Origin of the sequence: Leisingera sp. NJS204 (genome assembly GCF_004123675.1) — a bacterium.
GTDB lineage: Bacteria > Pseudomonadota > Alphaproteobacteria > Rhodobacterales > Rhodobacteraceae > Leisingera.
Map to the genome: position 1 here is coordinate 3,357,779 of NZ_CP035417.1, position 26,059 is coordinate 3,383,837.

28 protein-coding genes are annotated in these 26,059 nt (G+C 63.1%); 11 read left to right on the forward strand and 17 right to left on the reverse strand.

Going from position 1 to position 26,059, the window contains the following annotated elements; genetic code table 11:
* Position 1: 1 nt before the first annotated feature.
* The 5 genes from ETW24_RS16305 to ETW24_RS16325 are packed head-to-tail and all read left to right on the forward strand — an operon-like array spanning position 2 to position 4,042.
* Positions 2-1,090, forward strand: coding sequence for a glycosyltransferase family 4 protein (locus ETW24_RS16305; RefSeq protein ID WP_129372025.1), 1,089 nt, complete (start codon positions 2-4; stop codon positions 1,088-1,090).
* Positions 1,087-1,674 (forward strand): histidine phosphatase family protein, encoded by a 588-nt coding sequence (locus tag ETW24_RS16310; protein WP_129372026.1) that lies wholly within the window; start codon positions 1,087-1,089, stop codon positions 1,672-1,674. The genes ETW24_RS16305 and ETW24_RS16310 overlap by 4 nt, the downstream gene beginning before the upstream one ends.
* The gene (locus ETW24_RS16315; protein ID WP_129372027.1) at positions 1,671-2,807 is read left to right on the forward strand and encodes a glycosyltransferase family protein; all 1,137 of its coding nucleotides are present in this window, start codon (positions 1,671-1,673) and stop codon (positions 2,805-2,807) included. The genes ETW24_RS16310 and ETW24_RS16315 overlap by 4 nt, the downstream gene beginning before the upstream one ends.
* Positions 2,804-3,562 (forward strand): polysaccharide deacetylase family protein, encoded by a 759-nt coding sequence (locus ETW24_RS16320; RefSeq protein ID WP_129372028.1) that lies wholly within the window; start codon positions 2,804-2,806, stop codon positions 3,560-3,562. Before ETW24_RS16315 ends, ETW24_RS16320 begins: the two co-directional genes overlap by 4 nt.
* On the forward strand, positions 3,563-4,042 hold the full coding sequence (locus ETW24_RS16325) for a class I SAM-dependent methyltransferase (protein WP_129372029.1): 480 nt from the start codon (positions 3,563-3,565) through the stop codon (positions 4,040-4,042).
* Positions 4,043-4,133: 91 nt separating this feature from the next.
* Here the strand turns inward: ETW24_RS16325 and ETW24_RS16330 are convergent, their stop codons facing one another.
* Positions 4,134-5,276 (reverse strand): alpha-D-ribose 1-methylphosphonate 5-triphosphate diphosphatase, encoded by a 1,143-nt coding sequence (locus ETW24_RS16330; protein ID WP_129372030.1) that lies wholly within the window; start codon positions 5,274-5,276, stop codon positions 4,134-4,136.
* Positions 5,277-5,326: 50 nt separating this feature from the next.
* Between ETW24_RS16330 and ETW24_RS16335 the strand changes: the two genes are divergently transcribed.
* A complete protein-coding gene (locus ETW24_RS16335; RefSeq protein ID WP_129372031.1) occupies positions 5,327-6,010 on the forward strand; it encodes a DUF1045 domain-containing protein in 684 nt (227 codons plus the stop codon).
* Here ETW24_RS16335 and phnN read toward each other — a convergent pair.
* The 7 genes from phnN to phnG are packed head-to-tail and all read right to left on the reverse strand — an operon-like array spanning position 5,992 to position 11,007.
* Complete coding sequence (gene phnN / locus ETW24_RS16340; RefSeq protein WP_129372032.1) at positions 5,992-6,552, reverse strand: phosphonate metabolism protein/1,5-bisphosphokinase (PRPP-forming) PhnN; 561 nt, start codon at positions 6,550-6,552, stop codon at positions 5,992-5,994. The genes ETW24_RS16335 and phnN overlap by 19 nt on opposite strands.
* Positions 6,549-7,232, reverse strand: a complete 684-nt coding sequence (gene phnL, locus ETW24_RS16345; RefSeq protein ID WP_129372033.1) for a phosphonate C-P lyase system protein PhnL — start codon at positions 7,230-7,232, stop codon at positions 6,549-6,551. Before phnL ends, phnN begins: the two co-directional genes overlap by 4 nt.
* A 10-nt stretch (positions 7,233-7,242) precedes the next feature.
* Positions 7,243-8,013 carry a phosphonate C-P lyase system protein PhnK gene (gene phnK / locus ETW24_RS16350; RefSeq protein ID WP_129372034.1) on the reverse strand — a complete coding sequence of 257 codons (771 nt, stop codon included), beginning with the start codon at positions 8,011-8,013 and terminating at the stop codon, positions 7,243-7,245.
* Complete coding sequence (locus ETW24_RS16355) at positions 8,010-8,870, reverse strand: alpha-D-ribose 1-methylphosphonate 5-phosphate C-P-lyase PhnJ (RefSeq protein ID WP_129372035.1); 861 nt, start codon at positions 8,868-8,870, stop codon at positions 8,010-8,012. The genes phnK and ETW24_RS16355 overlap by 4 nt, the downstream gene beginning before the upstream one ends.
* On the reverse strand, positions 8,867-9,967 hold the full coding sequence (locus tag ETW24_RS16360; RefSeq protein ID WP_129372036.1) for a carbon-phosphorus lyase complex subunit PhnI: 1,101 nt from the start codon (positions 9,965-9,967) through the stop codon (positions 8,867-8,869). Before ETW24_RS16360 ends, ETW24_RS16355 begins: the two co-directional genes overlap by 4 nt.
* A 3-nt stretch (positions 9,968-9,970) precedes the next feature.
* Positions 9,971-10,555, reverse strand: a complete 585-nt coding sequence (gene phnH, locus ETW24_RS16365) for a phosphonate C-P lyase system protein PhnH (protein ID WP_129372037.1) — start codon at positions 10,553-10,555, stop codon at positions 9,971-9,973.
* Positions 10,555-11,007, reverse strand: a complete 453-nt coding sequence (gene phnG, locus ETW24_RS16370; RefSeq protein WP_129372038.1) for a phosphonate C-P lyase system protein PhnG — start codon at positions 11,005-11,007, stop codon at positions 10,555-10,557. The genes phnH and phnG overlap by 1 nt, the downstream gene beginning before the upstream one ends.
* 107 nt (positions 11,008-11,114) lie before the next feature.
* Here phnG and phnF point away from each other — a divergent pair, with 107 nt between their 5' ends.
* A complete protein-coding gene (gene phnF / locus ETW24_RS16375) occupies positions 11,115-11,828 on the forward strand; it encodes a phosphonate metabolism transcriptional regulator PhnF (RefSeq protein WP_129372039.1) in 714 nt (237 codons plus the stop codon).
* A 259-nt stretch (positions 11,829-12,087) separates the two neighbouring features.
* Here phnF and ETW24_RS16380 read toward each other — a convergent pair whose 3' ends face one another.
* The 3 genes from ETW24_RS16380 to ETW24_RS16390 are packed head-to-tail and all read right to left on the reverse strand — an operon-like array spanning position 12,088 to position 14,302.
* A complete protein-coding gene (locus ETW24_RS16380) occupies positions 12,088-12,891 on the reverse strand; it encodes a substrate-binding domain-containing protein (protein ID WP_129372040.1) in 804 nt (267 codons plus the stop codon).
* Positions 12,888-13,598 carry an ATP-binding cassette domain-containing protein gene (locus tag ETW24_RS16385; RefSeq protein ID WP_129372041.1) on the reverse strand — a complete coding sequence of 237 codons (711 nt, stop codon included), beginning with the start codon at positions 13,596-13,598 and terminating at the stop codon, positions 12,888-12,890. Before ETW24_RS16385 ends, ETW24_RS16380 begins: the two co-directional genes overlap by 4 nt.
* The gene (locus ETW24_RS16390) at positions 13,598-14,302 is read right to left on the reverse strand and encodes an ABC transporter permease (protein WP_129372042.1); all 705 of its coding nucleotides are present in this window, start codon (positions 14,300-14,302) and stop codon (positions 13,598-13,600) included. Before ETW24_RS16390 ends, ETW24_RS16385 begins: the two co-directional genes overlap by 1 nt.
* 289 nt (positions 14,303-14,591) lie before the next feature.
* Between ETW24_RS16390 and nadA the strand changes: the two genes are divergently transcribed.
* Genes nadA through nadC form a run of 3 tightly spaced genes read left to right on the forward strand, consistent with a single transcriptional unit; the run spans position 14,592 to position 18,066 of the window.
* Positions 14,592-15,644, forward strand: a complete 1,053-nt coding sequence (gene nadA, locus ETW24_RS16395) for a quinolinate synthase NadA (RefSeq protein ID WP_129372043.1) — start codon at positions 14,592-14,594, stop codon at positions 15,642-15,644.
* 3 nt (positions 15,645-15,647) lie between these two features.
* Positions 15,648-17,201 carry an L-aspartate oxidase gene (locus tag ETW24_RS16400; protein WP_129372044.1) on the forward strand — a complete coding sequence of 518 codons (1,554 nt, stop codon included), beginning with the start codon at positions 15,648-15,650 and terminating at the stop codon, positions 17,199-17,201.
* Positions 17,202-17,211: 10 nt separating this feature from the next.
* The gene (gene nadC, locus ETW24_RS16405; protein WP_129372045.1) at positions 17,212-18,066 is read left to right on the forward strand and encodes a carboxylating nicotinate-nucleotide diphosphorylase; all 855 of its coding nucleotides are present in this window, start codon (positions 17,212-17,214) and stop codon (positions 18,064-18,066) included.
* Positions 18,067-18,111: 45 nt separating this feature from the next.
* Here nadC and ETW24_RS16410 read toward each other — a convergent pair whose 3' ends face one another.
* The 5 genes from ETW24_RS16410 to ETW24_RS16430 form a co-directional block, all read right to left on the reverse strand.
* Positions 18,112-19,584, reverse strand: a complete 1,473-nt coding sequence (locus tag ETW24_RS16410) for a hypothetical protein (protein WP_129372046.1) — start codon at positions 19,582-19,584, stop codon at positions 18,112-18,114.
* A complete protein-coding gene (locus ETW24_RS16415; RefSeq protein WP_129372047.1) occupies positions 19,581-20,345 on the reverse strand; it encodes a methyltransferase domain-containing protein in 765 nt (254 codons plus the stop codon). Before ETW24_RS16415 ends, ETW24_RS16410 begins: the two co-directional genes overlap by 4 nt.
* An 18-nt stretch (positions 20,346-20,363) precedes the next feature.
* A complete protein-coding gene (locus tag ETW24_RS16420; protein WP_129372048.1) occupies positions 20,364-20,756 on the reverse strand; it encodes a GtrA family protein in 393 nt (130 codons plus the stop codon).
* Positions 20,757-20,758: 2 nt separating this feature from the next.
* Positions 20,759-21,736 (reverse strand): glycosyltransferase family 2 protein, encoded by a 978-nt coding sequence (locus tag ETW24_RS16425; RefSeq protein WP_129372049.1) that lies wholly within the window; start codon positions 21,734-21,736, stop codon positions 20,759-20,761.
* Positions 21,737-21,938: 202 nt separating this feature from the next.
* On the reverse strand, positions 21,939-23,924 hold the full coding sequence (locus ETW24_RS16430; protein WP_129372050.1) for a CocE/NonD family hydrolase: 1,986 nt from the start codon (positions 23,922-23,924) through the stop codon (positions 21,939-21,941).
* A 141-nt stretch (positions 23,925-24,065) separates the two neighbouring features.
* Here ETW24_RS16430 and ETW24_RS16435 point away from each other — a divergent pair, with 141 nt between their 5' ends.
* Entirely contained in the window at positions 24,066-24,854 is a 789-nt protein-coding gene (locus ETW24_RS16435) for a helix-turn-helix transcriptional regulator (RefSeq protein ID WP_129372051.1), read from the forward strand.
* A gap of 33 nt (positions 24,855-24,887) precedes the next feature.
* On the opposite strand, the gene ETW24_RS16440 is transcribed toward ETW24_RS16435, so the two are convergent.
* A complete protein-coding gene (locus ETW24_RS16440; RefSeq protein WP_129372052.1) occupies positions 24,888-25,991 on the reverse strand; it encodes a CaiB/BaiF CoA transferase family protein in 1,104 nt (367 codons plus the stop codon).
* Positions 25,992-26,059 lie beyond the last annotated feature (68 nt).

Genomic DNA, 26,059 nt, shown 5'->3' on the forward strand with positions numbered 1-26,059 from the left:
CATGCAGCCGGGAGCCGGAAAGCGGGTCGCCTTCTACGCACCGATGAAGCCGCCGCATCACCCGGTGCCCTCCGGCGACCGCGAGATTGCCCGCAACCTGATGGAGCTGCTCACCGCCAGCGGTGCGGCGGTGCAGCTGGTTTCAGACTTGCGGATCTATGACAAGACCGGCGACGCGGCGTTGCAGTCCAGCCTGCGCAATCAGGCCGAGGCCGAGGCTGAAAGACTGATCCGTTGCATGCCCGCCGCGGACCTCTGGGTCAGCTATCACAACTATTACAAGGCGCCAGATCTGATCGGCCCCGCTGTCGCCCGCGCCCGTGGAATTCCCTATGTGCAGATCGAATCCACCCGCGCCAAGAAACGCCTGACCGGACCATGGGCCGGTTTTGCTGTAGCGGCCCATGCCGCTGCCGACGCTGCCGCGGCGATCTTCTATTTCACCGAGCAGGACCATTTCGCATTGAACCGCGACCGCTGCGGCGCGCAGGCAGTGGCCCATCTGCCGCCCTTCCTGCCGCTGGATCAGCTGCCCGAAGCCTCGTCGCTGGACGGCCCGATGCTGACCGCCGGCATGATGCGTCCGGGTGACAAGCTGGCTTCCTACCAAATTATCTCGGAAATGCTGTCTCATCTGCCTGGCGATTGGCGGCTGGACATTGCCGGCGACGGCCCCGCCCGCAGCGAGGTTGAAGCACTGATGGCCCCTTTCGGACACAAAGTGCGCTTCCTCGGCCAGCTTTCCCGCGCGAAGCTGGCAGCCGCCTATGGCAACGCCAGCCTGTTCCTTTGGCCGGGCGTGAACGAAGCTTTTGGCATGGTCTATCTGGAAGCCCAGGCCCATGGCCTGCCCATCGCAGCCCAGGACCGGCCCGGCGTGCGGGATGTGCTGTTGCCCGCTGGCTATCCCGCTCCGGATCAAGGGGCCGAGGCTCTCGCAGGTTTTACCGCAGGCTTGCTTGCAAACCCCGAACTGCGCATTGAGGCTGGCAAGGATGCACGTGACCTCATTTTGTCCCGCCACCTTGCTCCCGCCGCTGCCCGGCAGTTCTGGGCAACCGTTCTGCCGTTAATGGAGACCCGCGTATGATCCGCCTCGCCCTTTTGCGTCATGGCCACACCGCCTGGAACCGCGCCGGCCGCATCCAGGGCCGCAGTGACATACCGCTGGATGATCAGGCCCGCAAAGAGCTGCGCGGCTACGCCCTGCCCGCTGACTGGACGCAGGCAGACCTCTGGTCCAGCCCGCTGATGCGCGCGGCGGAGACCGCAGAACTGATTACAGGCCGCGCACCCAGCACCGCACATGAACTGACCGAAATGAACTGGGGCGACTGGGAGGGGCTGCATGGGCAGGACCTGAAGGCCGACCCGGCAAGCGGTTTCCGCGATATCGAGAACTGGGGCTGGCACTACCGCCCGCCCGGCGGTGAAACCCCTGCCGAGGTCTGGACCCGTATAGAACCCTGGCTGCGCAGTCTGACGCGGGATACAGTAGCGGCCTGCCACATCGGCATCATGCGGATGATCCTGGCACGCGCCCATGGCTGGGATTTCGACGGCCCCGCCCCCTTCCGCATCAAACGCAACCGGCTGTTTGTGGTGGAAATCAGCAGCTCCGCCCTTATGCCTTGGCCCGAACCGGTCCGGCTGATCCGCAAGGCCGCGCCATGAAAGTCCTGATCGCCGTCACCCATCTGCTTGGCACCGGCCACTTGGCCCGTGCGCTGACATTGGCCCGCGCTTTCACCGCTGCCAGCCATCAGGTTCAGGTGGTTTCCGGCGGCTTCCCTGCCCCGCAGCTCGACACGGATGGAATCAATCTGATCCAGTTGCCGCCGTTGCGTTCCGATGGAGTGGATTTCACCCGGCTGCTGGCAGAGGGCGGAGGGCTGGCGGACGCGGCCTATTTGATCCGGCGCCAAGACGTTCTTTGTGCCGCTCTGAACGAAATGCAGCCCGATGTGCTGATTACCGAACTTTATCCTTTTGGCCGCCGCTCGCTGCGCAAGGAGTTTCTTGCGCTGCTTGATGCTGCCCATGCGTTGCCCCGGCGGCCGGTGATCCTGTCCTCTATCCGCGACATTCTCGCCCCGCCCTCCAAACCCGGGAAAGCGGACAAAGCCGATGCTGTAATCGCCCAATTTTATGATGCGGTTCTGGTCCACTCCGACCCCGCAGCAACAAAACTGGAGGCCAGCTGGCCGGTCACCCGCATGCTTGCAGGCAAGCTGCGCTATACCGGTTACGTTGCCCCTCCGGCTGCCGGCCTGCATCCGTCACAGGCAGGATCAGGCGAGGTGCTGGTCAGTGCTGGCGGCGGCAGCGTAGGAACGCCGCTATACCAGGCAGCACTTGACGCGGCAAAGCTGATGCCGGACACGCCTTGGCGGCTGCTGGTTGGCGGATCAAACGCCGCCCGGCGCATCACAGAATTTGCCAAAACAGGCTCCCCCGCCCTGCTGGAACCAGCGCGCAAGGATTTCCGCCAAATGCTCTCCCATGCCGCGGCCTCGGTCAGCATGTGCGGCTACAACACTGCTCTGGATCTGCTGCAAGCCGGCACGCCTGCGGTGCTGATCCCGTTTGATGCCGGGAATGAAACCGAGCAGGGTCTGCGCGCCGCCAGCCTTGCGCCCCTGAACGGCGTCCAAGTGGTCAAAACCGCAGATCTCTCAGCTGAGACGCTATGCGCTGCGGTCAAGGCGGTATTGCACGCACCGCCGCGGGTTGCAGGCGGTTTCAGGTTTGACGGCGCCGCCCGGAGTGTGGAGATTGCCGCAGAACTTGCGGGAGGGCGCGAATGACACCGGATTGGAGCGGTCTGGACCGGGAACTGGAGCACTGGCAGACGGCAGGATTGACGCTGCCTTTGTGGTGGCGGGATGATGACGCGATGTCCCATTCAACCGAGCTGGAGCGTTTGGCAGCACTGTCTGCGGACCTGGACCTGCCGGTGCATCTCGCGGTGATCCCGCACGGCGTCACCCCGGATCTTGGCCGTTTTGTTGCAGATCATCCGCAACTGATCCCGGTGGTGCATGGCTGGACGCATCAGAACCACGCGCCCGCCGGCGAGAAGAAAGCCGAGTTTGGAGCGCACCGCCCGCTGGAGGAACTGCTGGACGATGCCGAGCGCGGCCTGATCTGTCTGCAAGAGATATTCGGCACCAGCCTTCGCCCTATGTTCGTGCCGCCCTGGAACCGGGTCTCTCCGGAAATGCTGACATGGCTGGCGGGTACCGGTTTCACCGCAGTTTCCACTTTTACACCGCGCAAAAGCGCCAAACCCGCCTCCGGCCTGCTGCGGGTGAACACCCACCTGGATCCCATCGACTGGAAAGGCGGCCGCAGCTTGCTGCCACCGGAGCAGCTGATTGCGCAAGTGGCGCGCCAGCTGCGCGACCGCCGGCTTGGCGATGCCGACAATGCAGAGCCTTACGGGCTGCTGACCCACCACCTGGTGCATGACGAGGCAGTCTGGAACTTTATCGCCGCTCTTGCAGTGCGCCTGCTGGATGGCCCGGCAGAGGCCTGGATCTATGACGAAAGGATGTCCTGAATGAGCCGTCTTGATTCCATGCTGCGCCGCCTCACCGCCCAGCGCGACGGGTTGAACTGGGCCGCAAATCAGGTCGCCCCGCTGGGCGGCGATGTGCTGGACATGGGGCTTGGCAACGGCCGCACCTATGATCACCTGCGCGAAACCCTCGCCAGCCGGCGGATCTGGGTCATTGACCGGTTGCTGCAATGCCATCCCTCCTGCGTGCCGCCGGAGCAGGATTTCCTGCAAGGCGAGGCAAAACCAATGCTGGAACGGCTGGCGGCTGAGGGGCGCAAAATCGCCTTGGCGCATTATGACTTCGGCTTCGGGATCAAGGAAAAGGACGTCGCCGAGGCCGCTGCCCTCTCCCCCGTCATTGCGCAGGTCATGGCCCCTGGCGGCATCATCGTCTCCGGCCAGCCGCTGGTTGGTTTTGAAGAACTGGACGGCCCTGATGGCATCCAGCCGGGGCGCTATATGTTCTACCGGGCCGGCTGATCCGGGTCACCGCCCGGCCCGGAAGGCCGGGCAGCGCACGCCCCCGCCCCAAGAGGGCTGGCGCTCCTCCCGCTTCCGGATTCTGGGCCGCTCAGGCCACACGCTCCCCGCGCGACCAGACCCCGCGCAGGACCGGCGCGCCGGCTTTCAGCCGGAACCGGATCAGATCCGCGCGCTGACCGGTTTCCAACCGCCCGCGATCACTCAGCGCAACTGCATCGGCCGGCGCATGGGTTACCGTGCCCAGGCCGCGCGCCATGTCGCCCCACAGATCGCCCAGCTGTACTGCCGCCATCAGCAATGCCGCAGGGACATAGTCTGACGAAAGAATGTCCAGCAGCTCCAGCTCCGCCAGCTCATGCGCCGCCACATTGCCGGAATGCGAGCCGCCGCGGATCAGGTTCGGCGCCCCCATCATGACTTTGATCCCATTCGTATGACAGGCCTGCGCCGCCTCTACCGTTGTCGGAAATTCCGCCAGGCTGATGCCATGACGGGCTGAAACAGCCACTTGACCCGCGGTGGTATCGTCATGACTGGCCAGCACCGAACCGAACCGCCTGGCGGCTTTCACAGCCTCAGCTTCATGCACGTCGCCGTAGGTTTCGCGCAGCCCTTTCAGATGCGCGACATGGGCCTGAAAAGCCGCATCATCAAACCCATGCTTTCCCTTCACATATTGCTCAAGCTTTGCGAGATCGCGAAATTGCCGCTGACCCGGCGTGTGATCCATCAGCGAAACCAGCCCTACACGGTCCGCATCTCCAAATGCATTCAATTCATCTACCAGAGTATCACTGCAAACTTCGGCCCGCAGATGCAGAAAATGCGAGATCTTCAGCGCGCCTGCCGCCCGCAGCTCCAGAAGCTCGCTCGCCAGTCCGCGGGCATAGGCGCCATAGCGGCTTTCCCTGCGGCTGATCGACCCCACGCGCATGGCATCAAACACCGTGGTGATCCCAGTGCCCGCCAGTTCCGCATCATGGGCGATGATGGCGCTGGCATGCGGCCAGTCCACCTTGGGCCGGGGCTGGATGTGGCGTTCCAGATTATCGGTATGCAACTCCACCAGCCCCGGGCAGACGCAGTCGCCCTCGCAGTCAATTGCGCCTGCCGGAATCGAAGCCCCTTCGGCAATATCAGTGATTTCACCGCCGGTGACCTTAACACTGCCTGTCCGGGTCTCGCCCGGCAGCACCAGTGTGGCATTGGCAAGGATTAAATCTTCTGTCATCTGAACTTCACATCTTTCGAGCTATGGAAGGCCACGTTTAGGAGGCCAATGTGACATTCACGCGATACGCGATCTATTACGCCCCGCCTGCCGGGGCAGCATGGAGCCGGTTTGCCGCCGGCTGGCTGGGCTGGGACATGGAAGCGGGTCTGGACTTGCCTCACCCGCAGGTTCACGGGCTGGATGTGGCGGCAATCACCGATGTGCCGCGCACATACGGGCTGCACGCCACCCTGAAGCCGCCGATGCGCCTCGCCGAGGGGCAGACCCGTTCGGCGCTTGAAGACGCCTGCGCGGCGCTGGCCGCCACGCATAAACCGGTCACGCTGGACGGTCTGCAACTGGCGCGGCTGGGCCGTTTCCTGGCCCTGCGCCCTGCCGGAGACGATACCGCGCTGAAGGCGCTGGCCGCCGCCTGCGTGACAGAGCTTGACCGGTTCCGCGCGCCTGCCTCTGAGGCTGAGCTGGAGCGCCGCCGCGGCGCGGGGCTGCCCCCGGAGCAGGACGCAAACCTCAGCCGCTGGGGCTACCCTTATGTTCTGGACCAGTTCCGTTTTCACATCACCTTGACCGGCAAGCTGCCCAAGCCGCAGCTGCCCGCGGTGCAGGACGCGCTCGACACGCATCTCCTCCCGCTGCTGCCTGCTCCCTTCGTGATCCGGGATCTGGCGCTGGTGGGCGAAGCAGCGGACGGCCGGTTCCACCTGATCCATCGCTACGCCCTTTCCGGCTGAATGGCGCTCAGCGCGGCCTGCACGGCCGCGCTGAGCGCACCGCTGTTGTCAATCTCATGCACACGGGCCAGCCCCTCAGGCAGCGGATTGGCGGCGCGCGTCAGACGGCGCCGCACCTCTTGCGCATCTTCCCGCCCGCGTGCCAGCAGACGGTCGGCCAGAACCTCCGGCGCGGCAGTCACTGACAGCACGATGAAATCCCCGAACACGTCCTGTGCCTTCAGCAGCACGGAACGCGAAAGGTTCACCAGCACGCCGCCCGATCCTTCCCGCAGCATTTCAATGTCGCGTGGAATGCCATAGTGCAGCCCGTGTGCCCGCCAGTGCAGGGCAAAGACCCCATTTTCTGCCAGCGCAGAAAACTCAGGTTCCGTAACCGCCTGATAGTCCTCTCCGCCCGCCTCTGGCGCGCGGGTAATAACCCGCCGCATCAGCCGCAGCTGCGGGCCGGATACCGCCAGGGCAGACATCAGACTATCCTTGCCCACCCCCGATGGCCCGACCACCGCGATGACGGGTCCCTTTTCAGAAGGCGCACTCATGCCGCGGCCTGGGGCGCAAAGCCCGACACATCCACGAACCGGTCGCAAACCTGCTGGCGCGCCGTCTCATCATGAAAAATGCCGATGATCGCCGCCCCGCGCGCCTTGGCACTTTCTATCAAACCCAGCACGATGGCGCGGTTCCTCGCATCAAGGCTCGCTGTCGGCTCATCCAGCAGCAGCGCCGGATAGCCATAGGCAAAACCGCGGGCGATATTCACCCGCTGCTGCTCCCCGCCCGAAAATGTGGTCGGGCTAAGGCTCCACAGCCGTTCCGGAATGTTCAGCTGCGCCAGCAGCGAGGCCGCCGTATCACGCGCCTGTTCTATTGGCGTGCCAACCGCAAGCAGCGGCTCAGCCACCACATCCAGTGCCGGAACCCGCGGCACCACGCGCAGGAACTGGCTGACATATCCCAAGGTCTCGCGGCGCAACGCCAGAATCTCACGCGGCGCGGCTTTGGCGACATCCAGCCCGCCGACCATCACACTGCCGGACGCTGCCAGATAGTTGCCGTATATCACCCGCATCAGGGTGGACTTACCCGCCCCGGACGCGCCGGTCAGGCCAACGCACTCACCCGGCTTTACACGCAGCGTGGCGTTTTCCATCACCGGGATCACTGCGCCGCCCTGATTGTGCAGGGTAAAGCTTTTGCTTACCTTATTCAGTTCAATCATCACCCTGTCCTCAGACTTGCAGCACGCTGGAGACCAGCAGCTGGGTATAGCCATGCTGGGGATCATCCAGCACCTGATCAGTCAGCCCGGTTTCAACCACATGGCCGTCCTTCATCACCATCAGCCGGTCCGCCAAAAGACGCACCACCGCCAGGTCGTGGGTGACGATGATGGCGCTCAGCCCCATTTCGCGAACCAGCCCCCGCAGCAGATCCAGCAATCGCGCCTGGACCGAGACATCAAGGCCGCCGGTCGGTTCATCCATGAACACCAGCCGTGGGCCGGTTACCAGATTACGGGCGATCTGCAGCCGCTGCTGCATGCCGCCGGAAAAGGCTGACGGACGGTCATCAATGCGGTTGCCGGAAATCTCCACCCGGCCCAGCCAGTCCGCAGCGCGTTCCCGGATCGCGCCATAATGGCGGTCCCCGACTGCCATCAGCCGTTCGCCGATGTTACCGCCGGCACTGACGGACATGCGCAGCCCGTCGCGGGCGTGCTGATGCACAAACGCCCAGTCAGTGCGGCTGAGCATCCGGCGTTCCGGCTCGGACATGGTGACGGTATCCACAGGACCATCACCGCGGGTGTCAAAGATCACCTCTCCCCGGTCCGGCGTCAGATGGCCCGCCAGACTGTTCAGCAGCGTCGACTTGCCCGAGCCGCTTTCACCCACGATCCCCATCACCTCGCCGGGGTAGAGATCAAAGCTCACATCCGTGCAGCCGATCCGTGCGCCATACATTTTGGCAACGTTTTTCACTTGCAGCAAAGGTATCATTGCGCTGCCTCCTCACCCAGGCGGCCAGTATGGCCTGCGCCGCGCCGCGAGCGGCAGTAATCAGTGTCGGAACAGACAAACATCCGGCTGCCCGCATCATCCAGGATCACCTCGTCCAAATAGCTGTCTTCCGCCGCGCATAGATCGCAAGCGTGATCCGCTTTGCTGGCTTCAAACGGGTAGTCCTCAAAATCCAGCGAGACGACTTTGGTATAGGGCGGCACTGCATAAATGCGCTGTTCCCGGCCTGCGCCGAACAGCTGGATCGCCGCCATTTCCATCTTGGGGTTGTCGAACTTCGGGATCGGCGAGGGATCCATCACATAGCGCCCTTCGACCTTCACCGGATAGGCATAGGCGGTGGCAATTGCACCGTGCTGGCTGATGTCCTCATACAGTTTCACATGCATCAGCCCGTATTCCTGCAAGGCATGCATTTTGCGGGTTTCTGTTTCCCGCGGCTCCAGAAACCGAAGCGGCTCCGGGATCGGCACCTGATAGACAAGGATCTGATCTTCGGTCAGCTCCGCCTCGGGGATCCGGTGACGGGTCTGGATGATGCTGGCCTTCTCGGTTTCCTCGGTGGTTTCAACACCCGCAGTCTTTTCAAAGAACTTGCGAATCGACACCGCGTTGGTGGTGTCGTCGGCCCCTTGGTCGATCACTTTCAGCGTGTCATCCGGCGTCAGCGTGGCTGCCGAGACCTGCACACCGCCTGTACCCCAGCCATAGGGCATCGGCATCTCACGGCTGGCAAAAGGCACCTGATAGCCCGGCACCGCCAGCCCTTTGAGGATTGCCCGGCGGATCATCCGCTTGGTCTGCTCATCCAGATATGCAAAGTTGTAGTCGTTCATTCCGCAGCCTCCCGTGCCGCCAGCGTCTCTGCCAGTTCCGCCGCTTCCCGGCGCAGTTTGCGGACAAGTTCCAGTTCGGACTGGAAATCCACGTAGTGGGGCAGCTTGATGTGCTCCAGAAAACCGGTAGCCTGGATGTTGTCGGCATGGCTCAGGACAAATTCCTCATCCTGCGCAGGCGCGCCGACGTTGTCCTCGCCCAGTTCCTTCCAGCGCAGCGCGCGGTCAACCAGCGCCATGGCGATGGACTTGCGTTCTGACTGCCCGAACACCAGGCCATAGCCGCGGGTGAACTGCGGTGGCACCGTCTTGGAACCCTTGAACTGGTTCACCGTTTCGCATTCGGTCAGCTCCACCTCGCCGATCTCGATGGCAAAGCCCAACTCCGGGATTTCCATCTCCACCGGCACCGTGCCGATGCGCAGCTCACCTACAAAGGCGTGGTTGCGGGCATAGCCGCGCTGGGTGGAGTACGCCATGCCAAGGATAAAGCCCTCATCCCCGCGGGTCAGCGACTGCAGCCGCACCGATCTGTTCGCCGGGAAGGACATCGGCTCACGGGTCAGATCCCCCGGCGCAGCGTCCGAGGACGGCTCACGCTCGATAATGTCCTCGCCTTGCAGAAATCCGGTGATATGCGGCGTTTCTTCCATGCGCGGTTCCGCAACCGGCGCTTCGGGCACCTCGCCGTCTGCGGCCAGTTTGAAATCCAGAAGGCGGTGTGTATAGTCAAACGTCGGCCCCAGCACCTGGCCCCCCGGTGCATCCTTGAAGGTCGCGGAAATCCGGCGGTCGCAGGCCATCCCGCCGGTTTCCACCGGCAGCGTATAGCCGAAGCGCGGTAAGGTGGTGCGGTAAGCGCGGATTAAAAAGATCGCCTCAATCAGGTCGCCGCGCGATTGTTTGATCGCCAGCGCCGCCAGGTCCGGATCATAAAGAGACCCTTCCGCCATCACCCGGTTCACCGCCAAACTTAGCTGTTCGCGGATCTGGGCAAGAGACAGCTCCGCCACATCCCTATCACCGCGGCGCTCTTCGGCAAGCCAGGCGTGGGCGTTGTCAATCGCCCGCTCGCCGCCTTTTACTGCAACATACATCGTTCAGGTCTCCGCGTTGATTTGGGTGGACCGGGGCAGCGCAGCCAATTGCGCCCCGCAGGTGAAAAAGAAATCCACCCCCAGCGGGTAAAGCATCGCGTTGTTCTGCAAGGCTTCCAGCTCAGGCAGCGCCATCTTTGCGGTGTCCTTGATGCCGGGTCCGGACAGGACGGCATTGGGCGCGCCGAACGCCGGCACTTCCACAATCAGGGTGGCAGAGCGATCCGGATACTCCGGCGTCCCGATGCGGAAGCGGTCGAGCGGCATCAGCGCAGCCCAGCTGCCAAGGACAAAATCCGCCTGTTCCGCCGCCACGATAGGCGCGCCGGTGTGAAATGACAGCCAGCAGCGCAAGGCTTCGCTGTCCACGTCCGGGGCCAGATAGACACCGGTTTCCGGATCGCACAGTGTCAGCAGCAGGCTGCCAGCAGCAACCGATATCCCGCCGGGCGGTATGGCGCCGGTGATATCTTCGATCCGGCCGGGACGTGCCATCGCATTCATCGCTGCGCGAAACGCTTGGGCCGACACCACCGGCGGATTGCTGAACCCGCCGGCATAGGCCATATTCTGAGACTGCCGAGGCATCAGTCTTCCCCCCGCACCATTGTAAAAAACTCAACCTTGGTTGCCGCAGCCTTGGCGGCCCGGGCCGTCTTGCAGGCCTTGCGTTCGGCGGCCAGCGGTTCCAGCACTGCAGTACGCAGGCCCGCCGCCGTACCGGTCTGCATCAACGCGTCGATCTTGGCGGCCATTCCGGCCTTTGCCTTGCTGCGGCCCTGCACATAGCCGTGACCAACCGTTCCGTCCTCCAACGACAGCGCACAGCGGGTGATGGTCATCTCACCCAGATTGAACGAGGCGCCGACCCCGCCAATCCGGCCCCGGACCATAACGCCGCCTGCCTCCGGCGCGCGCAGCCATTCACAGGCGGGATCGGCCCCGTATTCTTGCCACAGCTCAGCGAGCCGGACCTCGTCAGCAGAGGCCAGCAAGCTCATCCAGCCCTTGCGGTCTTCTGTGGAAAATTCTTTGTTCATTTGTCTAAGCCTCTTGGCCAGGTTGTCTATATAAGCTATACAACTAGACAAATGCTATCTGAGTCGCCCCTGCCGACGCAATCCAAGACTTGTGAAAGTTACATGACATGGCCCGCACCCCCGTTTGGAAGTCCATCGCCATTGCCCTGACAGACGACATCGCACAGGGCCGCTACGAGACCGGCGGCAAGCTGCCCGCCGAGGCGCAGCTGTCGGCCCGTTTCGGGGTGAACCGCCACACTGTGCGCCGGGCGTTAGCCGATATGGCGGAACAGGGCCTGGTGCATGCGCGCCGCGGCGCCGGTGTGTTCGTGGCGGCCAAGCCGACGGATTATCCAATCGGCAAGCGGGTGCGCTTTCACCAGAACCTGACTCGCGAGGGGCGCAGCCCTGCCAAACAGATCCTGATGCTGGAGACCCGCGCCGCGGCGCCCCGTGAAGCCAATGCGCTGCAGCTGGATCCCGGCGCCCAGGTGCATGTCTATGACGGCCTGTCCCTTGCTGACGGCCAGCCCATTGCCCTGTTTCAAAGCATCTTTCCCGCGGACCGGTTTCCGGGGATTCTGAACGCATTGAAAGACCTGCGCTCGGTCACGGCGGCATTGCAAGAACAGGGTGTTGAGGACTACACCCGCGCCGAAACCCGGATCACGGCCAAACTCGCCAACGCGACCCAGGCCCTGCATCTGAAGATAGCCGAAGGCAGCCCGATCCTGCGCACCACCGGCATCAATACAGATCCTGAGAACCGCCCCGTCGAGTTTGGCCGAACCTGGTTTGCCGGCGATCGGGTCACCTTGACCGTCGGCGGCGAGACCTGAAGCAAAAAGCTCCCGCCTGTTCCGGCGCATTTTGAAAATGCACCTCTCAGTTGGGCCGCGCGCCGCGCTGACGCGCGGCGCGCAACCACTTCGACCTCAATTGCAGTTTGTTCAATTGCAACGCCCCCTGCCGTGCGCAGCACGGCTGCCACGCCCAACCATTGCAGGGTATCTTTGATACCCGGAACGGGCGGGAGTACCACCGCAATGGAACAGGCCCCCGCTGACAGCAGAGGTTTAGCGTGCAGATCAAAAACCGCTATTGTTTGGCGTTGAACACAAACAGCGTCTCGCCATTGATCTGATACCCGTTGATCAGCTCTTGTGCTTTGTCCGAAACCAGCCAAGCCTCCAATTGCACCGCCAGGCTGTTCTTCACGTGACCATGTTTTTCCGGGTTCACCGGGATATAGGCGTATTGGTTGAACAGCACCGGATCGCCTGAAAACAGCAGCGCCAAGCCACCTTTGTTGCCAAAGTTGAGCCAGCTTGCACGGTCCGACATGATGTAACCGTCCATGCCTGACGCCGTATTCAGAGCAGCCCCCATCCCCGCACCAACCGCGCGGTACCAGTCGCCGAAATCCTTAGGATCAAGGCTGGCCGATGCCCACAGGCTCAGCTCTTTCTTGTGGGTGCCGCTGTCGTCCCCGCGGCTGACAAAGGCGGTTTCAGCGCCTGCAATCTTCTGCAGCGCGCTTGCAGCATCCGCGGCACCGGACACGCCGGCCGGATCCGCCTTTGGACCAATGAAGACAAAATCATTATACATGATCTCGCGGCGGTGGGTGCCGTACCCGCCAGCCAGGAACTTTCCCTCAGCCGTCTTGGAATGCACCAGAATCGCATCGACGTCACCGGCTTCGCCCAGCCTGAGCGCCTGACCGGTACCAACAACCAAAAGCTGCAGATCCAGACCAAGATCGTTCTTGATCTCCGGCAGCAGGATCCCGGCCAGGCCGGAATTGTGGAAGGAAGTGGTCACCGCCATCTTCATCTCTTCCGCAAGCACTGCCGTGGCCATTGCCATTGAGGCAACCGCACCAATAATCAGATGTTTCATTCTACAATATCTCCGTTCAGAAATGCGCGTCCCTGAGGGGTTCCGGGTCCGGCAAAGAAATCTTTTGCCGGGCTGAATTCATGAATGCGGCCCTGCAGGACAAAGATCACCTCATCCGCCAGCCGCCGGGCCTGGCCCATATTGTGGGTGGACATCACCAGCCGCGTGCCGCTTTCCGATGCATGGGCCAGAATATCCTCGATCTCGCGGGTGGCGCGGCCGTCCAGCGCCGCGCAGGGCTCATCCAGGAACAGGACCTGCGGCTCACGCACCAGAGCGCGCGCAAGAGCCAGCTTCTGCCGCTCACCGCCGGACAGCATAGTTGCCTGGCGCTCCAGGATTGCCCCCAGCCCCACCCGCCCGGCCCAATCCGCCGCCCGTGCACGCGCTTCTTTGCGGGCCAGGCCGGTCAACCGCAACGGATAGGCGATGTTCTCGATCACCGAGCGCCGCATCATCACCGGGGTCTGGAACACAAAGGCCTGGTGCTTTTGCGCCTCTTCCAGCGGGCAGGCCCAGTCCAGGCTGCCGCCGTTCATCCGCACTATGCCATGCAGCATCTTCAGCAGCGTCGTTTTGCCCGCCCCATTGGGACCCACCACAATCGAGGTACCCTGCCCGCCCAGCGTCAGATCAACCGGCCCGACCAGAACCTTGCTGCGGCGGCGCACCATGGCGCCCTTGGCCACCAGCGGGAACATCTGCATCACCAGCGCCCCTCGCTCTCCGTCCGGCCCAGCCAGTGGATCGCCAGATTGACTGCAATAGCCAGCGCGATCAGCACAAACCCCAGCCCCAGCGCCATGGCAAACTCGCCCTTGCCGGTTTCCAGCGCAATCGCTGTTGTCAGCACCCGGGTGGCATGGTCGATGTTGCCGCCGACCACCATGATTGCCCCGACTTCGCCGATGGCGCGGCCAAAACCCGCCAGCGCCGCAGTCAGCAGCGCCCGGCGCCCGTCCCACAACAGCGCCCGAATGCGCTGCAGCTGGGTTGCGTTCATCGAGATCAGCAGATCATGGTAATCGCTCCAAAGTTCCCGCAATGACTGATGCGCAATCGAGGCTACCAAGGGCACAACAATGATCACCTGCGCGATGATCATCGCTGTGGGCGTGAACAGCAGGCCAAACACGCCAAACGGTCCGGCCCGCGACAGGAACACATAGACCACCAGCCCCACCACCACCGGCGGAAGCCCCATCAGCGCATTCAGCACCGCAATTGTGGCCCGGCGCAGCCGGAACCGGCGCACCGCCAGAAACGCCGCCAAGGGCAGCGCAATGGCACAGGCAATCGCCAGCGCAGTCAGCGTCACCCGCAGCGAGCGCAGGGTGATTTCCACCAGATCCGCGTCCAGCGCCGCCAGCAGCCAAAAGGCCTGGCTCAGTCCTGCCCACAGATCATTCATCGCGTCCGGTCACTCTCCCAAAGGCCAACTGCCGGCCCGGTCTAACATGGCTTTGCGCGGCTCCAAATCACAGGAGCAGACGCCGGGACAGCCAAAAACGGCAATCCGGCTGGAAAATTCTGCCCCCGATACCCATTTGAGAAGTAACGGCTTCCCGAAGATGCCGCCTGTTAGCGCCAAATCACCGCTTTTGGCTGCAAAAGCCTTCTCGCGTGCTTGCGTGCGCCAAATGAACATGAAACAACCCCCGTCCAAAGTGTCCCCTTGGACGCAACTTTGAGGACTTGCCATGTTCGACCTGCAATCCATGCGGGATCAACTCGCCAGCCAGTATGATCTGGCGCCCAATCCTGCCCTTGCCGAAAAGATGACGGATGTATACGCGCGGATGAACCGTGTGGTGAACCCCATCGAATGGGTCGCCCATGCGCCCTATGTTGCAGCCATCCTTGAGCTGAAAAAGCAGCGCAATGCGGTGATCCTGGCGCATAACTACATGACGCCCGAGATCTATCACGGCGTATCGGACGTGGTTGGCGACAGCCTGCAGCTGGCGATCGAGGCGGCAAACGTCGAGGCCGATGTGATCGTCCAGTGCGGCGTGCATTTCATGGCTGAGACCTCCAAGATTCTCAGCCCGGACAAGACGGTGCTGATTCCCGACATGGAGGCCGGCTGCTCGCTGGCGGAATCAATCACCGCCGAGGGCATCGAACAAATGCGCGCCAAATACCCCGGCGCACCGGTCGTGTCCTACGTGAACACAACAGCTGAGGTGAAAGCCGCATCTGACATCTGCTGCACCTCGTCGAACGCGGCACAGATCGTCGCGGCGCAAGACAGCCACACCGTGATCATGACACCGGACCAGTATCTGGCCCAGAACGTCGCCAAACAGGTGCCGCAGAAAAACGTGGTCTGGTGGGAAGGCTCCTGCATCGTGCACGAGCAATACACCGCCCAGGATCTTCGCGATTTCCGCGAATGGAATCCCGGCACGCGGCTGATCGCCCACCCGGAATGCCCGCCCGATGTGGTGAACGAGGCCGATTTCTCAGGCTCCACCAGCGGCATTCTTAAATACGTGACTGATGAAAAGCCGGAAAAGGCGATGCTGATCACTGAATGTTCGATGGCCTCGAACATCGCCGATCAGCTGCCCGAGGTGGATTTTGTCGGCCCCTGCAACATGTGCCCTTACATGAAGAAGATCACGCTGGAGAAAATCCTCTGGTCTTTGCACACCATGTCCGAGCCGGTCGTGGTCGATGAAGTTGTGGCCGAAAAGGCCCGTGTGGCGGTTCAGCGGATGATTGACCTCAGCCAGAAACTTGGCGTCTGATCTGTGATCGAAACCGGCCGCATTGTTATTGCCGGCGCAGGTCTTGGCGCGCTCTACGCCGCGCTTGAGCTGGCACCGCGGCCGGTTCTGGTGATCTCACCGGAAACCTTGGGCAAGGGCGCAAGCTCTGCCTGGGCGCAGGGCGGCGTTGCGGCAGCCATGGCCAATCATGACACGCCCGAGGCCCACGCCGCCGACACTCTGCAGGCAGGCGCCGGCACGGTCGATGCTAAGGTGGCCGCGATGGTCACACGGGTCGCGCGCGCGCATATCGTCGACCTGACCGACCTTGGCACGCCATTTGACCGCGATGCGGACGGCAATTATGTGATGAGCCGCGAAGCTGCCCATTCCGCCGCCCGCGTGGTGCGCGTAAAGGGCGACCAGGCCGGCGGCAAGATCATGCAGACATTGATTTCTGCCGTGCGCGCAGCGCCGTCCGTGCAGGTGCTGGAAAACACCCAGGCAGTGCGGTTGGAAACCGAAGGCAATACCGTTACCGGCATCTGGATCACCCGCGCCGATACGCCTTCTGCCCCGGTGCTGGTCAAATGCCCCGGCGTGCTGCTGGCCGGCGGCGGCTCCGGCGGGCTTTATGCCCATACCACCAACCCGCCCCGCATCCGCGGCCAGGTGATCGGTTTTGCCGCCCGCGCCGGCGCCCGCATCGCCGACCCGGAATTTGTGCAATTCCACCCCACCGCCTTTGACATCGGCGAGGACCCGGCCCCGCTGGCGACCGAAGCATTGCGCGGCGAAGGCGCGGTGCTGATCAACGCGGATGGTGAACGCTTCATGCTGGCTGAGCACCCGGACGCCGAACTGGCCCCCCGTGACATCGTTGCCCGCGCGATCTTCGCCGAAACCCAAGGCGGCCGCCGCCCGATGCTTGACACAACCGAAGCACTCGGCGCCGAGGTGCTGACCCGCTACCCCACGGTCGCAGAAACCTGCGCCCGTGCGGGCATCGACCCGGTGCAGAACCCGATCCCGGTTGCCGTCGCCGCACATTACCACATGGGCGGGGTCGAGGCCGACATGCAGGGCCGCAGCAGCCTGAAAAACCTCTGGGTCTGCGGCGAGGCGTCCTCCACCGGCCTGCATGGCGCCAACCGTCTGGCCTCTAACGGGTTGCTGGAAGCGCTGGTCTATGCCCGCAACGCAGCTCAGGACATCGGGTCGCTGGATACCCCGGTAAATGTGGATGAGATCCACCCGAGCTTCCCGCCGGGCGGACAGAATCTGGACGCTGCAGCGGTCAAAAACCTGCGGGAAACCATGACCGCGCATGCCGGCGTGCGCCGTACCGCCCAAGGCCTGAAACAGGCGCTGGCAGCCATTGCCCGGCTCGAAGCCGGGCAGGCCGCAGACGAGAATTTCGCCAATATGTGCGCTACCGCCACGCTGATCACCGCCGCTGCGCTTCAGCGCAAGGAAAGCCGGGGCGGTCATTTCCGCGACGACTTCCCCACGGCCGACCCTGCGCAGGCCCACCGCACCCGCATCACCCTGGACGAGGCCATGGCGATCCGTGACCGGATTGCCCCCGGGCCGTGAAGGAGCCGACATGAGCACCCAATTCGCCACCCTGCCCGACTTGATCCTGGAACCGATGGTGCGCGCAGCGCTGATGGAAGACCTGGGCCAGAACGGCGACATCACCACCCGCGCTGTGATCCCGGCCACAGCCGCCTACACCGCCCGGGTGAACGCCCGCGAGGACGGCGTGGTCTCCGGCATGCAGATCGCCCGGATCGCCTTTCATCTGGTGGATGCCGGGCTGAAGGTGGAAACGCTCCTGCCCGACGGCAGCCCCTGCCGTAAGGGCGACACGCTGATGACCATCGAAGGCTCTGCCGCCTCGATCCTGTCGGGCGAGCGTGTGGCGCTGAACTTTGCCGGACGGCTGACCGGTATTGCCACCCTTACTGCTGCCTTTGCCGCCGAGGTCAAGGGCACCGCCACCCGCATCACCTGCACCCGCAAGACCACGCCGGGCCTGCGCATCGCCGAGAAGCAGGCGGTTCTGCATGGCGGCGGTTACAACCACCGTTTCGGCCTGTCGGATGCCATCCTGATCAAGGACAACCACATCGCCGCGGCTGGCGGGGTGCGCGCCGTTCTGGACGCCGCCAAATCCAGCGTCAGCCACATGATGAAGGTGGAAATCGAAGTCGACACTCTGGACCAGCTGACCGAAGTCATCGCCACCGGCGGTGCCGATGTGGTTCTGCTGGACAACATGGATACCCCCACCCTGGCCAAGGCTGTGGAGATCGCCAAGGGCCAGGTGGTGACCGAAGCCTCTGGCAACATGCGCCTTGACCGCATTGCCGAAGTGGCTGCAACCGGGGTTGATTACATTTCCTCCGGCGCGCTTACCCATTCGGCGCGCACCCTGGATCTGGGCCTTGATTTCTAAGGCAGCCCCGAACCGCCGGACATAACGCCGGGCCAGTGCCCGGCGTTATTCGTCAGCCTGGCGGTTTTTCCGGGCGGCCTCCAGCTTGCCTTCCCGCAGCGCCTTGGGCGACAGCATCAGCACCGAACCGCCATCAATATGGCGCACCTCATAGCCCTGCCCCTCCAGCAAGCCGCCGCGCAGCTCCCCGGGCAGGCCGGCACAGGCTTCAGGCCGGCTTTCGCACATCACGATGTCCCGCCCCGTCAGGTAATTCAGCCGGAATTCGACTGACTGATCCTTTTGCAGGTCCGACTTGTTGGCCGCTTCCAGGGACAGATAGGTTCCGGTGACATAAACCGTCCCCTCCCCGCCAGCCAGCTCTGCCGCCATGTCCTGGCTCAACCGGTTCCATTCGGTAGAGAAATAGTGGGTCAGCCCGGCAAAGATCACATACAGGGCCGTGAAGCCAAACAGCAGGTTGCGGCTCAGCCGGGCCCGCCCGCCGTCACGCAGCTGAAGGGCGAACAAGCCGACAAAGACTGCGCCAAATGCCCACAGAAACCCGCCGGACCGCACCGGCATGTCGATGCCGCTGCGAATGACCTGCAGGCAGATCAGCGCCAGCCCCAGCCCGGCTCCGGACAGCATGTACAGCGCCCGCCATTTGTCCCGGCTCCACACGGCCCACACGGCACAGCCAAGCACCGCAGTCTGAAGCAGCGCCAGCCCGGTGATGCTGTAGCCGCCTTTCAGCACCAGGTTCACCAGGAAATCCGCGGCCAGTTTGGAATTTTTCAATGCCGAGGCCAGATCCGTCGCAGGGCTGGGATTGCGCCAGTCTGCCATCGGCACGCCGAACACCCCGTGTTCGGCATAGTTCAGCGCGTAGATTGCCAGCATTCCAAGGGCAAAGCTGGCGATGAACAAAATCAGCAAACCCGCGAGATCCTTTGCCGAACGCGCGGCGTCTGCGCGGGTCAGGCTCATCGCGAGGATCAAAAACGGGTAGGTCGTATAAGACATCAGCGCCGCCGGAACAAAGACCAGCATCAGCCAGCGGCACGCCCGTTCGCTCAGCCGGGTGGCAAGCCAGCCATAGAGCGCCAGAATCGCCAGCCCCGGAAGCAATGTGTTGAACCACAGAGAGATCAGCACCGATGGCAGACACAGCCCGGCAATCAACGCTACCATCACCCGCTGCCAGACCTCAGCTTGCCGACCAAAAGCATTATGCACCAGACAGCCCAGATAGATCGCCCACAGCAGGTGGTAGGCCAGGAAGTTAACCCAGGCCGGCGTCACTACGCCGCGCAAATGCCACAGATAGTTGACCCAACGTCCTTCGGTCAGAGTTTTGGAATAGAACAATGATGGATCCGCCAGCAGCGCCGGATAGTCGTCATGCCGGATCATTGGATCATGCAGTTGGAACAGCGCGGCCAACAGCATCAAGGCAAAGACCGCAGCTACCGTTACCAGCAACTGCGGCACTGCAGGTCGCCCCGTAGCAGTACTGCCGGCGGTGGCAAGTGTCATCCTGCCGCCTCCTGCAGGCGGCGTGCACGGCGGGCCAGCACCGCAGCGCGGCCCTGGGCGATTCTGGTGACCACTGGCTGCGGCATCAGCGAGACGATCCCCCTCCGCATCCGCCAGCCGAGGCTGCCAGCCAGCGGCACGTTCTGTCCAGCCGGTACTTCCGCAGCCAGCACCGCCTGCGGCAGGTTTCTTCGCCCAGCGGCATTGGCGTATAGAACGGTGTTATAGCGGTACCAAGGCTCGACGCCGTCGATGTCCTTCAGTTGGGGCCGGGCAAAGTCAAAGGCAGAGAAGCCGCGCGCGGCAAACATCTCCTGCCAGAATGACAGTGGCTTTTCGTTGATGTGAAATTCCCCTCCCTGCCCCGGCACCGCGGCTGAGAAAAGAACCCGGTCGGCGTGGCAGGTCAGGCTATCCACCAGCCGCTCCGAGGCCGCCTCGGGCAGATGCTCACCCACTTCCAGGCTTTGCGCCAGGTCAAACTTGCGTTTCAGGTCAAAGGGTTTGGTCAGGTCAGCTGCGTGAAACTGCTCACGCGGGATTGCCAGCCGGTCGCGATCTACATAATCGCCATCAACGCCGGCCACATCCATCACACCGGCCTTGATCCATTCGCTCAGCCAAACGCCACGGCCGCTGCCCAGATCCAGCACACTGCCCGCTTGCAGATGCGGCTGCACCACCGAAATCATCGCCTGCGCCGAAGATCGCGCGCCCTGGTCGATGTAATCGTAAAACTCGTTGGAATAGATATGGGACATAGTTGCTCCGATCGATTGTCAGCCAGCCGCGGCATACACCCAGAGGCGGAAGATGATAAAATTCTGAACCGGCAGGATCACCGTGACGGCAGCGGCGGACAGCCAATCCGCCCAGCCCAACGCCGGACCGATCACACCGGTGATCAGCGCCGAGACGGCAAATCCCGCAGCGATGGTGCAGGAAAAGCGCAGCATCTGCTCCGGCATGCCCAACGGGCGGCGGAAGGTCCATGCCGTTTGCAGTACATATTGAACAGCGACAGCAACGGCAAAGGCGAGCACATTTGCGGACGCCTGTGCCAGCCCCGATGCCAGCAACGCGGTATAGCCCAGCACATAAAGCCCCGCGACCGTCGCGCCCACAATCGAGAACCGCAGAACCTGACCGGAATCGCCCCCCAAAACAGCCATCCTTACGACGCTTCCTTGTGCCGGGGGGCCGTTTCGATGTTCACCGGATCAGCCGCCGCCGCAGTGCCGGTTTCTTCCGACAAAAAGTACATGGGCCGCTGTTTGCTCTCCATATAGAGCCTGCCGATGTATTCCCCCATGATCCCCAGCGTCAGCAGCTGAATGCCCGAGAAGAAGGAAATCGCCAGCAGCATCGACGCCCAGCCCGGCGCGGTGTTGTGAAGGATCAGCGACAGGAACACATAGACCGCCATCAGGAAAGTCACATAAAGGCTCAGGAACGCCAGCCGCGTCGCCATTTTCAGCGGCTTGGTGGAGAACCCGGTCAGCGCGTCCGTCGCAAAGCGCAGCATGGCCCGGAACGGGTATTTGGTGACACCGGCAACCCGCGCATCGCGCACATATTCCAACCCGATCTGTTTGTAGCCTGCCCAGGCAAACATGCCGCGGATGAACCGCGCGCGCTCGGGCATTGCCAGCACTGCGTCCAGCGCGCGGCGGCTGACCAGACGGAAATCGCCGGTATCCTTGGGGATATCCACATCCGACAGCGTGTTCAGGAAACGGTAGAACCCATAGGCCGTGATCTTCTTGAACAGGGTCTCCCCCTGCCGTTCGGCCCGGCGCCCGTAAACCACGTCATAGCCGCGGTCCATCATCATCATCATGTCCGGCAGGATTTCCGGCGGGTCCTGCAGGTCGGCGTCCAGCATAAAGACACGCGCGCCACGCGCAGCCTCCAGCCCCGCGGTCAGCGCCACCTGATGACCGCGGTTCGCCGACAGGCGGATGCCGCGCACCACAGGGTATTTGGCATGGGCCGCCTCTATCGCCGCCCAGGTTTGGTCGCTGGATCCGTCATCCGCCAGGATGATCTCGGCGTCCTGCGCCCATGGTTCAATGGCCTGCACCAGCCGCTCCACCAGCATGGGGACCGACTCTTCTTCATTGTAGCAGGGCACAACAACGGAAAGCTGCACTTTCTCGCCCCCAATACTGTTTGTTAACCGCTCGTTAACTAAGATACTGGCCGATCCGGCACGGCCAAGGCAACGGCAGCCCGCTGAGGGTTTAATTTGCAATCAAATGGTTAAAGGCCTGTGTGTTTTTGGTAACGCACTATGTCAAAACCAAGGCAAATGCGGACGAATTGCCGAAAACCCGCCCGCATCCCGCCCTGGATTACAGCACGCCGCGCGGAATCACTTCCTGCCATTCCTTGGTCAGGACCACTTCCCTGTTTGCGCCCTCATAGGCCGTCACCCGGCGCCAGAGGTAAAAATTCTCCCGGTCGCAGGTCACCTTGTTTTCAGTGTCAATTGCAACTTGCCAGCCGCCACGCTCGAATTCGAAATTCCAGTTGCTGGCAAAGGCTGCAGTGGCCGGATCATCCGGATGCACTTCGTAATGCATGGAGACATGGCTGCCTGCGCTCATGCCGTGGCTGGGATCCACCGCCTTGCCGTAATCGTCAAAGGTATCCAGCACCAGCGCGCCGTCTTCCCGGGTCCAGGTCCTGGAGGTGCCGCCAGCCGCCCGCAGCTTCTCCGCCTGCAGCACCGGATAGTCCCGCGGCGCGCCAGGGGCCTGCGGGTCGATCTCTTGCGAAACCCGCCGCTCGGGCAACACCAGCGTGCAAGCTTCGAGATGCAGCGTGACTTTTGCTGCCTCCGGCGCGGGCCAGACAATCGGCCAGTAGGACGTCGACAGCGCCAGCCGCAGCACGTGCCCCGCCTTCAGACGGTGCGCGCATTCATTCAACTCGATCTCCGCTTCATACCGCTCACCCGGCACCAGGTTTTGCGGCGCCTCGAACCCGTTGCGGCAGGTCAGGTTCAGCGGCCGGAAGGTGATCCGTTGCGAGACACCTTCAGGCGAGACATCACACAGCCGCGCCACCAGCTGCGCCACCGGCCTGTCGACGCTGAACGCCACCTTGACCCGCGGCCGGCCCAGCAGCTCCAGCGGATCTGCCAGCGGTGCGCTGTCAAAACAGGCAGACAACGCATCGTCGCCTGCCTGATCGCCCGCCAGTTCATTGTCGAACCGCATCCCCGGACAGAAATAGCCCGACGCCTGCCCGACCGTCGCCGGGCTGCTGACTGTCTGAGTGCCGCTTGCAGCCTCTCCGGCCAGCACGCCCGTGCCCAGATGCATCACCCGCTCCTGCACATTGGGTGAGGGCCACGCGGCTTCCGCCACCCAGCGCCCCTGACGCGGTTTGTTCTGCATCGACGGATTGAAATGCTCCTGCATGTAGACACGGTAGTCCGGCAGGTCTTCCGCCCCGGTCTCCTCGCCCTTCAGCCATTTGCCGAACCAGGTCAGCACCTCGCCATGGAAATCCGCCGGATCCAGCTTGGCGATATGGGCATAGCGGTGCTCCCACGGGCCGATCATCGCCTTGGCCGGCACTGTCAGATTGGCGGCCAGCGCGGGCGGCGCATTCACATAGGCATCCGCCCAGCCGGTGATTGCCAGCACCGGTGCCTGGATCGCCGGCCAGTCCTCGCAGACCGATCCATGCTTCCACTGGCCATCCCTGGTCTGTTGCCGCAGCCAGTCCGCGGCCATGAAAGGCATCTCTTCGATCCGCTTGATCCAATCCGCGCGCCAGTCCGGGCGCAGCTCAGGATCCGCAGGGCGCGACTGATATGCAAACATCTGACTGCCCCAGTTGGCGTTGTCGCTAAGGAGACAACCGCCCATGTAGTGGATATCATCGGCATAACGATCCACGGTCGAGGCAACCGAGACCACCGCTTTCAACGCCTCCGGGCGGCGGAACGCCAGCTGCAACCCGTTGAAACCGCCCCAGCTGATGCCAATCATGCCGATATTGCCATCGCACCAGTCTTGCGCTGCGATCCAGGCCAGAACCGCCTCGCCATCGCTCAGCTCCTGCTCGGAGTATTCATCGTCAAACACGCCCTCGCTGTCGCCGGTGCCGGCAATATCCACCCGGATGCAGGCATAGCCTTCGGTGGCAAAAACCGGATGCGTGGTTTCATCGCGGGGCGCTGTGCCGTCGCGCTTGCGATAGGGCAAATACTCCAAAATTGCCGGAAACGGCCCCTCGCCTTCGGGCATCCACATCCGCGCCGCCAGCTTGCGCCCGTCCGGCAGGGTGATCCAGGTGTTTTCAATGATGCTGAATGTGCCGGGCATTTGGTCTTCCTTGTCTCAGTTCCGGGCGGTGCCCTTTGGCGGTACTCTTGCCAAACCGGCATCGAAAGAAAAGTGATCACTTGTACGCATATGTAAGCGAGTGTACGCAGTCAGACAGCCATTCCGTGAAAGCCCGCACCGATGCCCGACGATTTTTCCCGCAATTTGCGAAGGCTGTGCGCCGATACCGGCAGCATCGCTCAGGTCTGCCGCGAGATCGGTATGAACCGGCAGCAGTTTAACCGGTATCTCAACGGGCACGGCCTGCCTTCGGCCCACAATCTGCACCGCATCGCGCGTTACTTCGGGCTGGAGGAGGAGGCGCTGTTTACCCCGCATCAGGACTTTCGCCAGCAAAGGGGTGCTGCCGCCGCGGTGTCGGCCCCGGCCTTGCAATTCGGCAGCCTGTTCCGCGATCAGGCCCGGCGGCTGCGCCGTTTCATGGGCGTCTACCACGGTTATTTCCGCACCCCGACCTGGCCCGGCCAGATTCTGCGCACGCTGATCTGGCTGCGCCCGCAGGACGGCTGCGCCGTCACCCATACATTTGAGCGCGCCATTGCCCGCGACGGCAGTATTCGCCAGCGCAGCCGCTATGCCGGCATGGCCACCCTCCGCAACAACCGGATCTGCATGTATGAAACGCCCCGCCGCGGCGGCGGCTACCTGTCCGAAACAGTGCTGATGCCCGCCCATCCGCAGCAGGTCTCCTACTTGCAGGGGCTGACCCTGGGGATCTCCGCAGGCCCCGGCCAGGCGCCCTTCGCCACAAACACCGTCTGGGTGCGGATCGGCGAAAGGACCTCGGCCCGCGAGGCGCTTGCCGCAACCGGTGCTTACCCTGAGGCCAGCCCCCGCATTGACCCGAAGGTACGGCGCCTGCTGGGAGAACAACCGCCGCTGAGCCTGAGCGCAGGCCCTCAGGTTTAACCGCACCCGCTCTGCCGCGTGTCGGGCTGCGGGTTACTCCGGCAGCTTCGGCGCTGATTTCTTCAGCGCAAGTTCCGCATCCGAAAACGTCCACGGCCCCCGCACCCCCGGTACGCCTTCCGGCGCGATCTGCATCTGCCGGTGCTGGATCTGCGGATCCTCAAAGGCCTGCCCGATGGTGTTGATCGGCCCCGCGGGCACAGTTGCCGCCTCCAGCGCTGCCAGCAGATCCGTTTGCGTCCAGGCCGCCAGCACCTCCTCCAGAACCGCCGTCAGCACCTTGCGGTTGGCAACCCGCAGCTGGTTGGTCTGGAACCGCGCATCCGCTTTGGCCTCGGCCAGCCCCAGCACATCGCACAGCCGCAGGAACTGCCCGTCATTGCCCACCGCCAGGATCACATGGCCGTCCTTCACTGCCATCACCTGATAAGGCGCGATATTCGGATGGTCATTGCCCAACCGCACCGGGCTGTCGCCGGTCGCCAGATAGTTCATCGCCTGGTTCGCCAGCAAGGCCGTCGCGCAGTCCATCAGCGACATATCCAGATGCTGGCCGCGGCCCGTTGTGTGGCGCTGCTCCACCGCCGCAAGAATGCCGATCGTGCCATAAAGCCCGGTGACAATATCGGTGATCGCCACCCCCACCTTCTGCGGCTGGCCATCCTGCGCGCCGGTGATCGACATCAAGCCTGACATGCCCTGCAGCAGAAAGTCATAGCCCGCCCGCTTGGCATAAGGTCCGTCCTGGCCAAAACCGGTGACCGAGCAGTAGATCAGCCGCGGGTTGATCTGCGCCAGGCTGTCGTAATCCAGTCCGTATTTCTTCAGACCGCCGACCTTGAAGTTCTCGATCAGAATGTCTGCGTCACGGATCAGGTCAAGGACAGTCTGCTTGCCCTCCTCAGTCCGGAAATCAGCAACGACACAGTCCTTGCCCCGGTTGGCAGCATAATAATAAGCGGCGGTTTTATCGCCGTCCCGCTCAATGAACGGCGGCCCCCATTTGCGGGTATCGTCGCCGTCCGGGCTTTCCACCTTTACAACCTCAGCGCCCAGATCCGCCAGCGACTGGCCGATCCAGGGCCCTGCCAGGATACGGGCAAGCTCAACCACCTTAAGGCCGGCTAGCGGGGTCATGGGCATTCCTCCCTGTTGGTGCTTTGGTCTTTGCTGGATATGCTTAACGGCTGAAACAGCTCCGGGCA

Bases quoted from the DNA above. Each gene is read 5' to 3' on its own strand.
- ETW24_RS16305 (WP_129372025.1), top strand. From the start codon at position 2: ATGCAGCCGGGAGCCGGAAAGCGGGTCGCCTTCTACGCACCGATGAAG.
- ETW24_RS16310 (WP_129372026.1), top strand. From the start codon at position 1,087: ATGATCCGCCTCGCCCTTTTGCGTCATGGCCACACCGCCTGGAACCGC.
- ETW24_RS16315 (WP_129372027.1), top strand. From the start codon at position 1,671: ATGAAAGTCCTGATCGCCGTCACCCATCTGCTTGGCACCGGCCACTTG.
- ETW24_RS16320 (WP_129372028.1), top strand. From the start codon at position 2,804: ATGACACCGGATTGGAGCGGTCTGGACCGGGAACTGGAGCACTGGCAG.
- ETW24_RS16325 (WP_129372029.1), top strand. From the start codon at position 3,563: ATGAGCCGTCTTGATTCCATGCTGCGCCGCCTCACCGCCCAGCGCGAC.
- ETW24_RS16330 (WP_129372030.1), bottom strand. From the start codon at position 5,276: ATGACAGAAGATTTAATCCTTGCCAATGCCACACTGGTGCTGCCGGGC.
- phnN (WP_129372032.1), bottom strand. From the start codon at position 6,552: ATGAGTGCGCCTTCTGAAAAGGGACCCGTCATCGCGGTGGTCGGGCCA.
- phnL (WP_129372033.1), bottom strand. From the start codon at position 7,232: ATGATTGAACTGAATAAGGTAAGCAAAAGCTTTACCCTGCACAATCAG.
- phnK (WP_129372034.1), bottom strand. From the start codon at position 8,013: ATGATACCTTTGCTGCAAGTGAAAAACGTTGCCAAAATGTATGGCGCA.
- ETW24_RS16355 (WP_129372035.1), bottom strand. From the start codon at position 8,870: ATGAACGACTACAACTTTGCATATCTGGATGAGCAGACCAAGCGGATG.
- ETW24_RS16360 (WP_129372036.1), bottom strand. From the start codon at position 9,967: ATGTATGTTGCAGTAAAAGGCGGCGAGCGGGCGATTGACAACGCCCAC.
- phnH (WP_129372037.1), bottom strand. From the start codon at position 10,555: ATGCCTCGGCAGTCTCAGAATATGGCCTATGCCGGCGGGTTCAGCAAT.
- phnG (WP_129372038.1), bottom strand. From the start codon at position 11,007: ATGAACAAAGAATTTTCCACAGAAGACCGCAAGGGCTGGATGAGCTTG.
- phnF (WP_129372039.1), top strand. From the start codon at position 11,115: ATGGCCCGCACCCCCGTTTGGAAGTCCATCGCCATTGCCCTGACAGAC.
- ETW24_RS16380 (WP_129372040.1), bottom strand. From the start codon at position 12,891: ATGAAACATCTGATTATTGGTGCGGTTGCCTCAATGGCAATGGCCACG.
- ETW24_RS16385 (WP_129372041.1), bottom strand. From the start codon at position 13,598: ATGCAGATGTTCCCGCTGGTGGCCAAGGGCGCCATGGTGCGCCGCCGC.
- ETW24_RS16390 (WP_129372042.1), bottom strand. From the start codon at position 14,302: ATGAATGATCTGTGGGCAGGACTGAGCCAGGCCTTTTGGCTGCTGGCG.
- nadA (WP_129372043.1), top strand. From the start codon at position 14,592: ATGTTCGACCTGCAATCCATGCGGGATCAACTCGCCAGCCAGTATGAT.
- nadC (WP_129372045.1), top strand. From the start codon at position 17,212: ATGAGCACCCAATTCGCCACCCTGCCCGACTTGATCCTGGAACCGATG.
- ETW24_RS16410 (WP_129372046.1), bottom strand. From the start codon at position 19,584: ATGACACTTGCCACCGCCGGCAGTACTGCTACGGGGCGACCTGCAGTG.
- ETW24_RS16415 (WP_129372047.1), bottom strand. From the start codon at position 20,345: ATGTCCCATATCTATTCCAACGAGTTTTACGATTACATCGACCAGGGC.
- ETW24_RS16420 (WP_129372048.1), bottom strand. From the start codon at position 20,756: ATGGCTGTTTTGGGGGGCGATTCCGGTCAGGTTCTGCGGTTCTCGATT.
- ETW24_RS16430 (WP_129372050.1), bottom strand. From the start codon at position 23,924: ATGCCCGGCACATTCAGCATCATTGAAAACACCTGGATCACCCTGCCG.
- ETW24_RS16435 (WP_129372051.1), top strand. From the start codon at position 24,066: ATGCCCGACGATTTTTCCCGCAATTTGCGAAGGCTGTGCGCCGATACC.
- ETW24_RS16440 (WP_129372052.1), bottom strand. From the start codon at position 25,991: ATGACCCCGCTAGCCGGCCTTAAGGTGGTTGAGCTTGCCCGTATCCTG.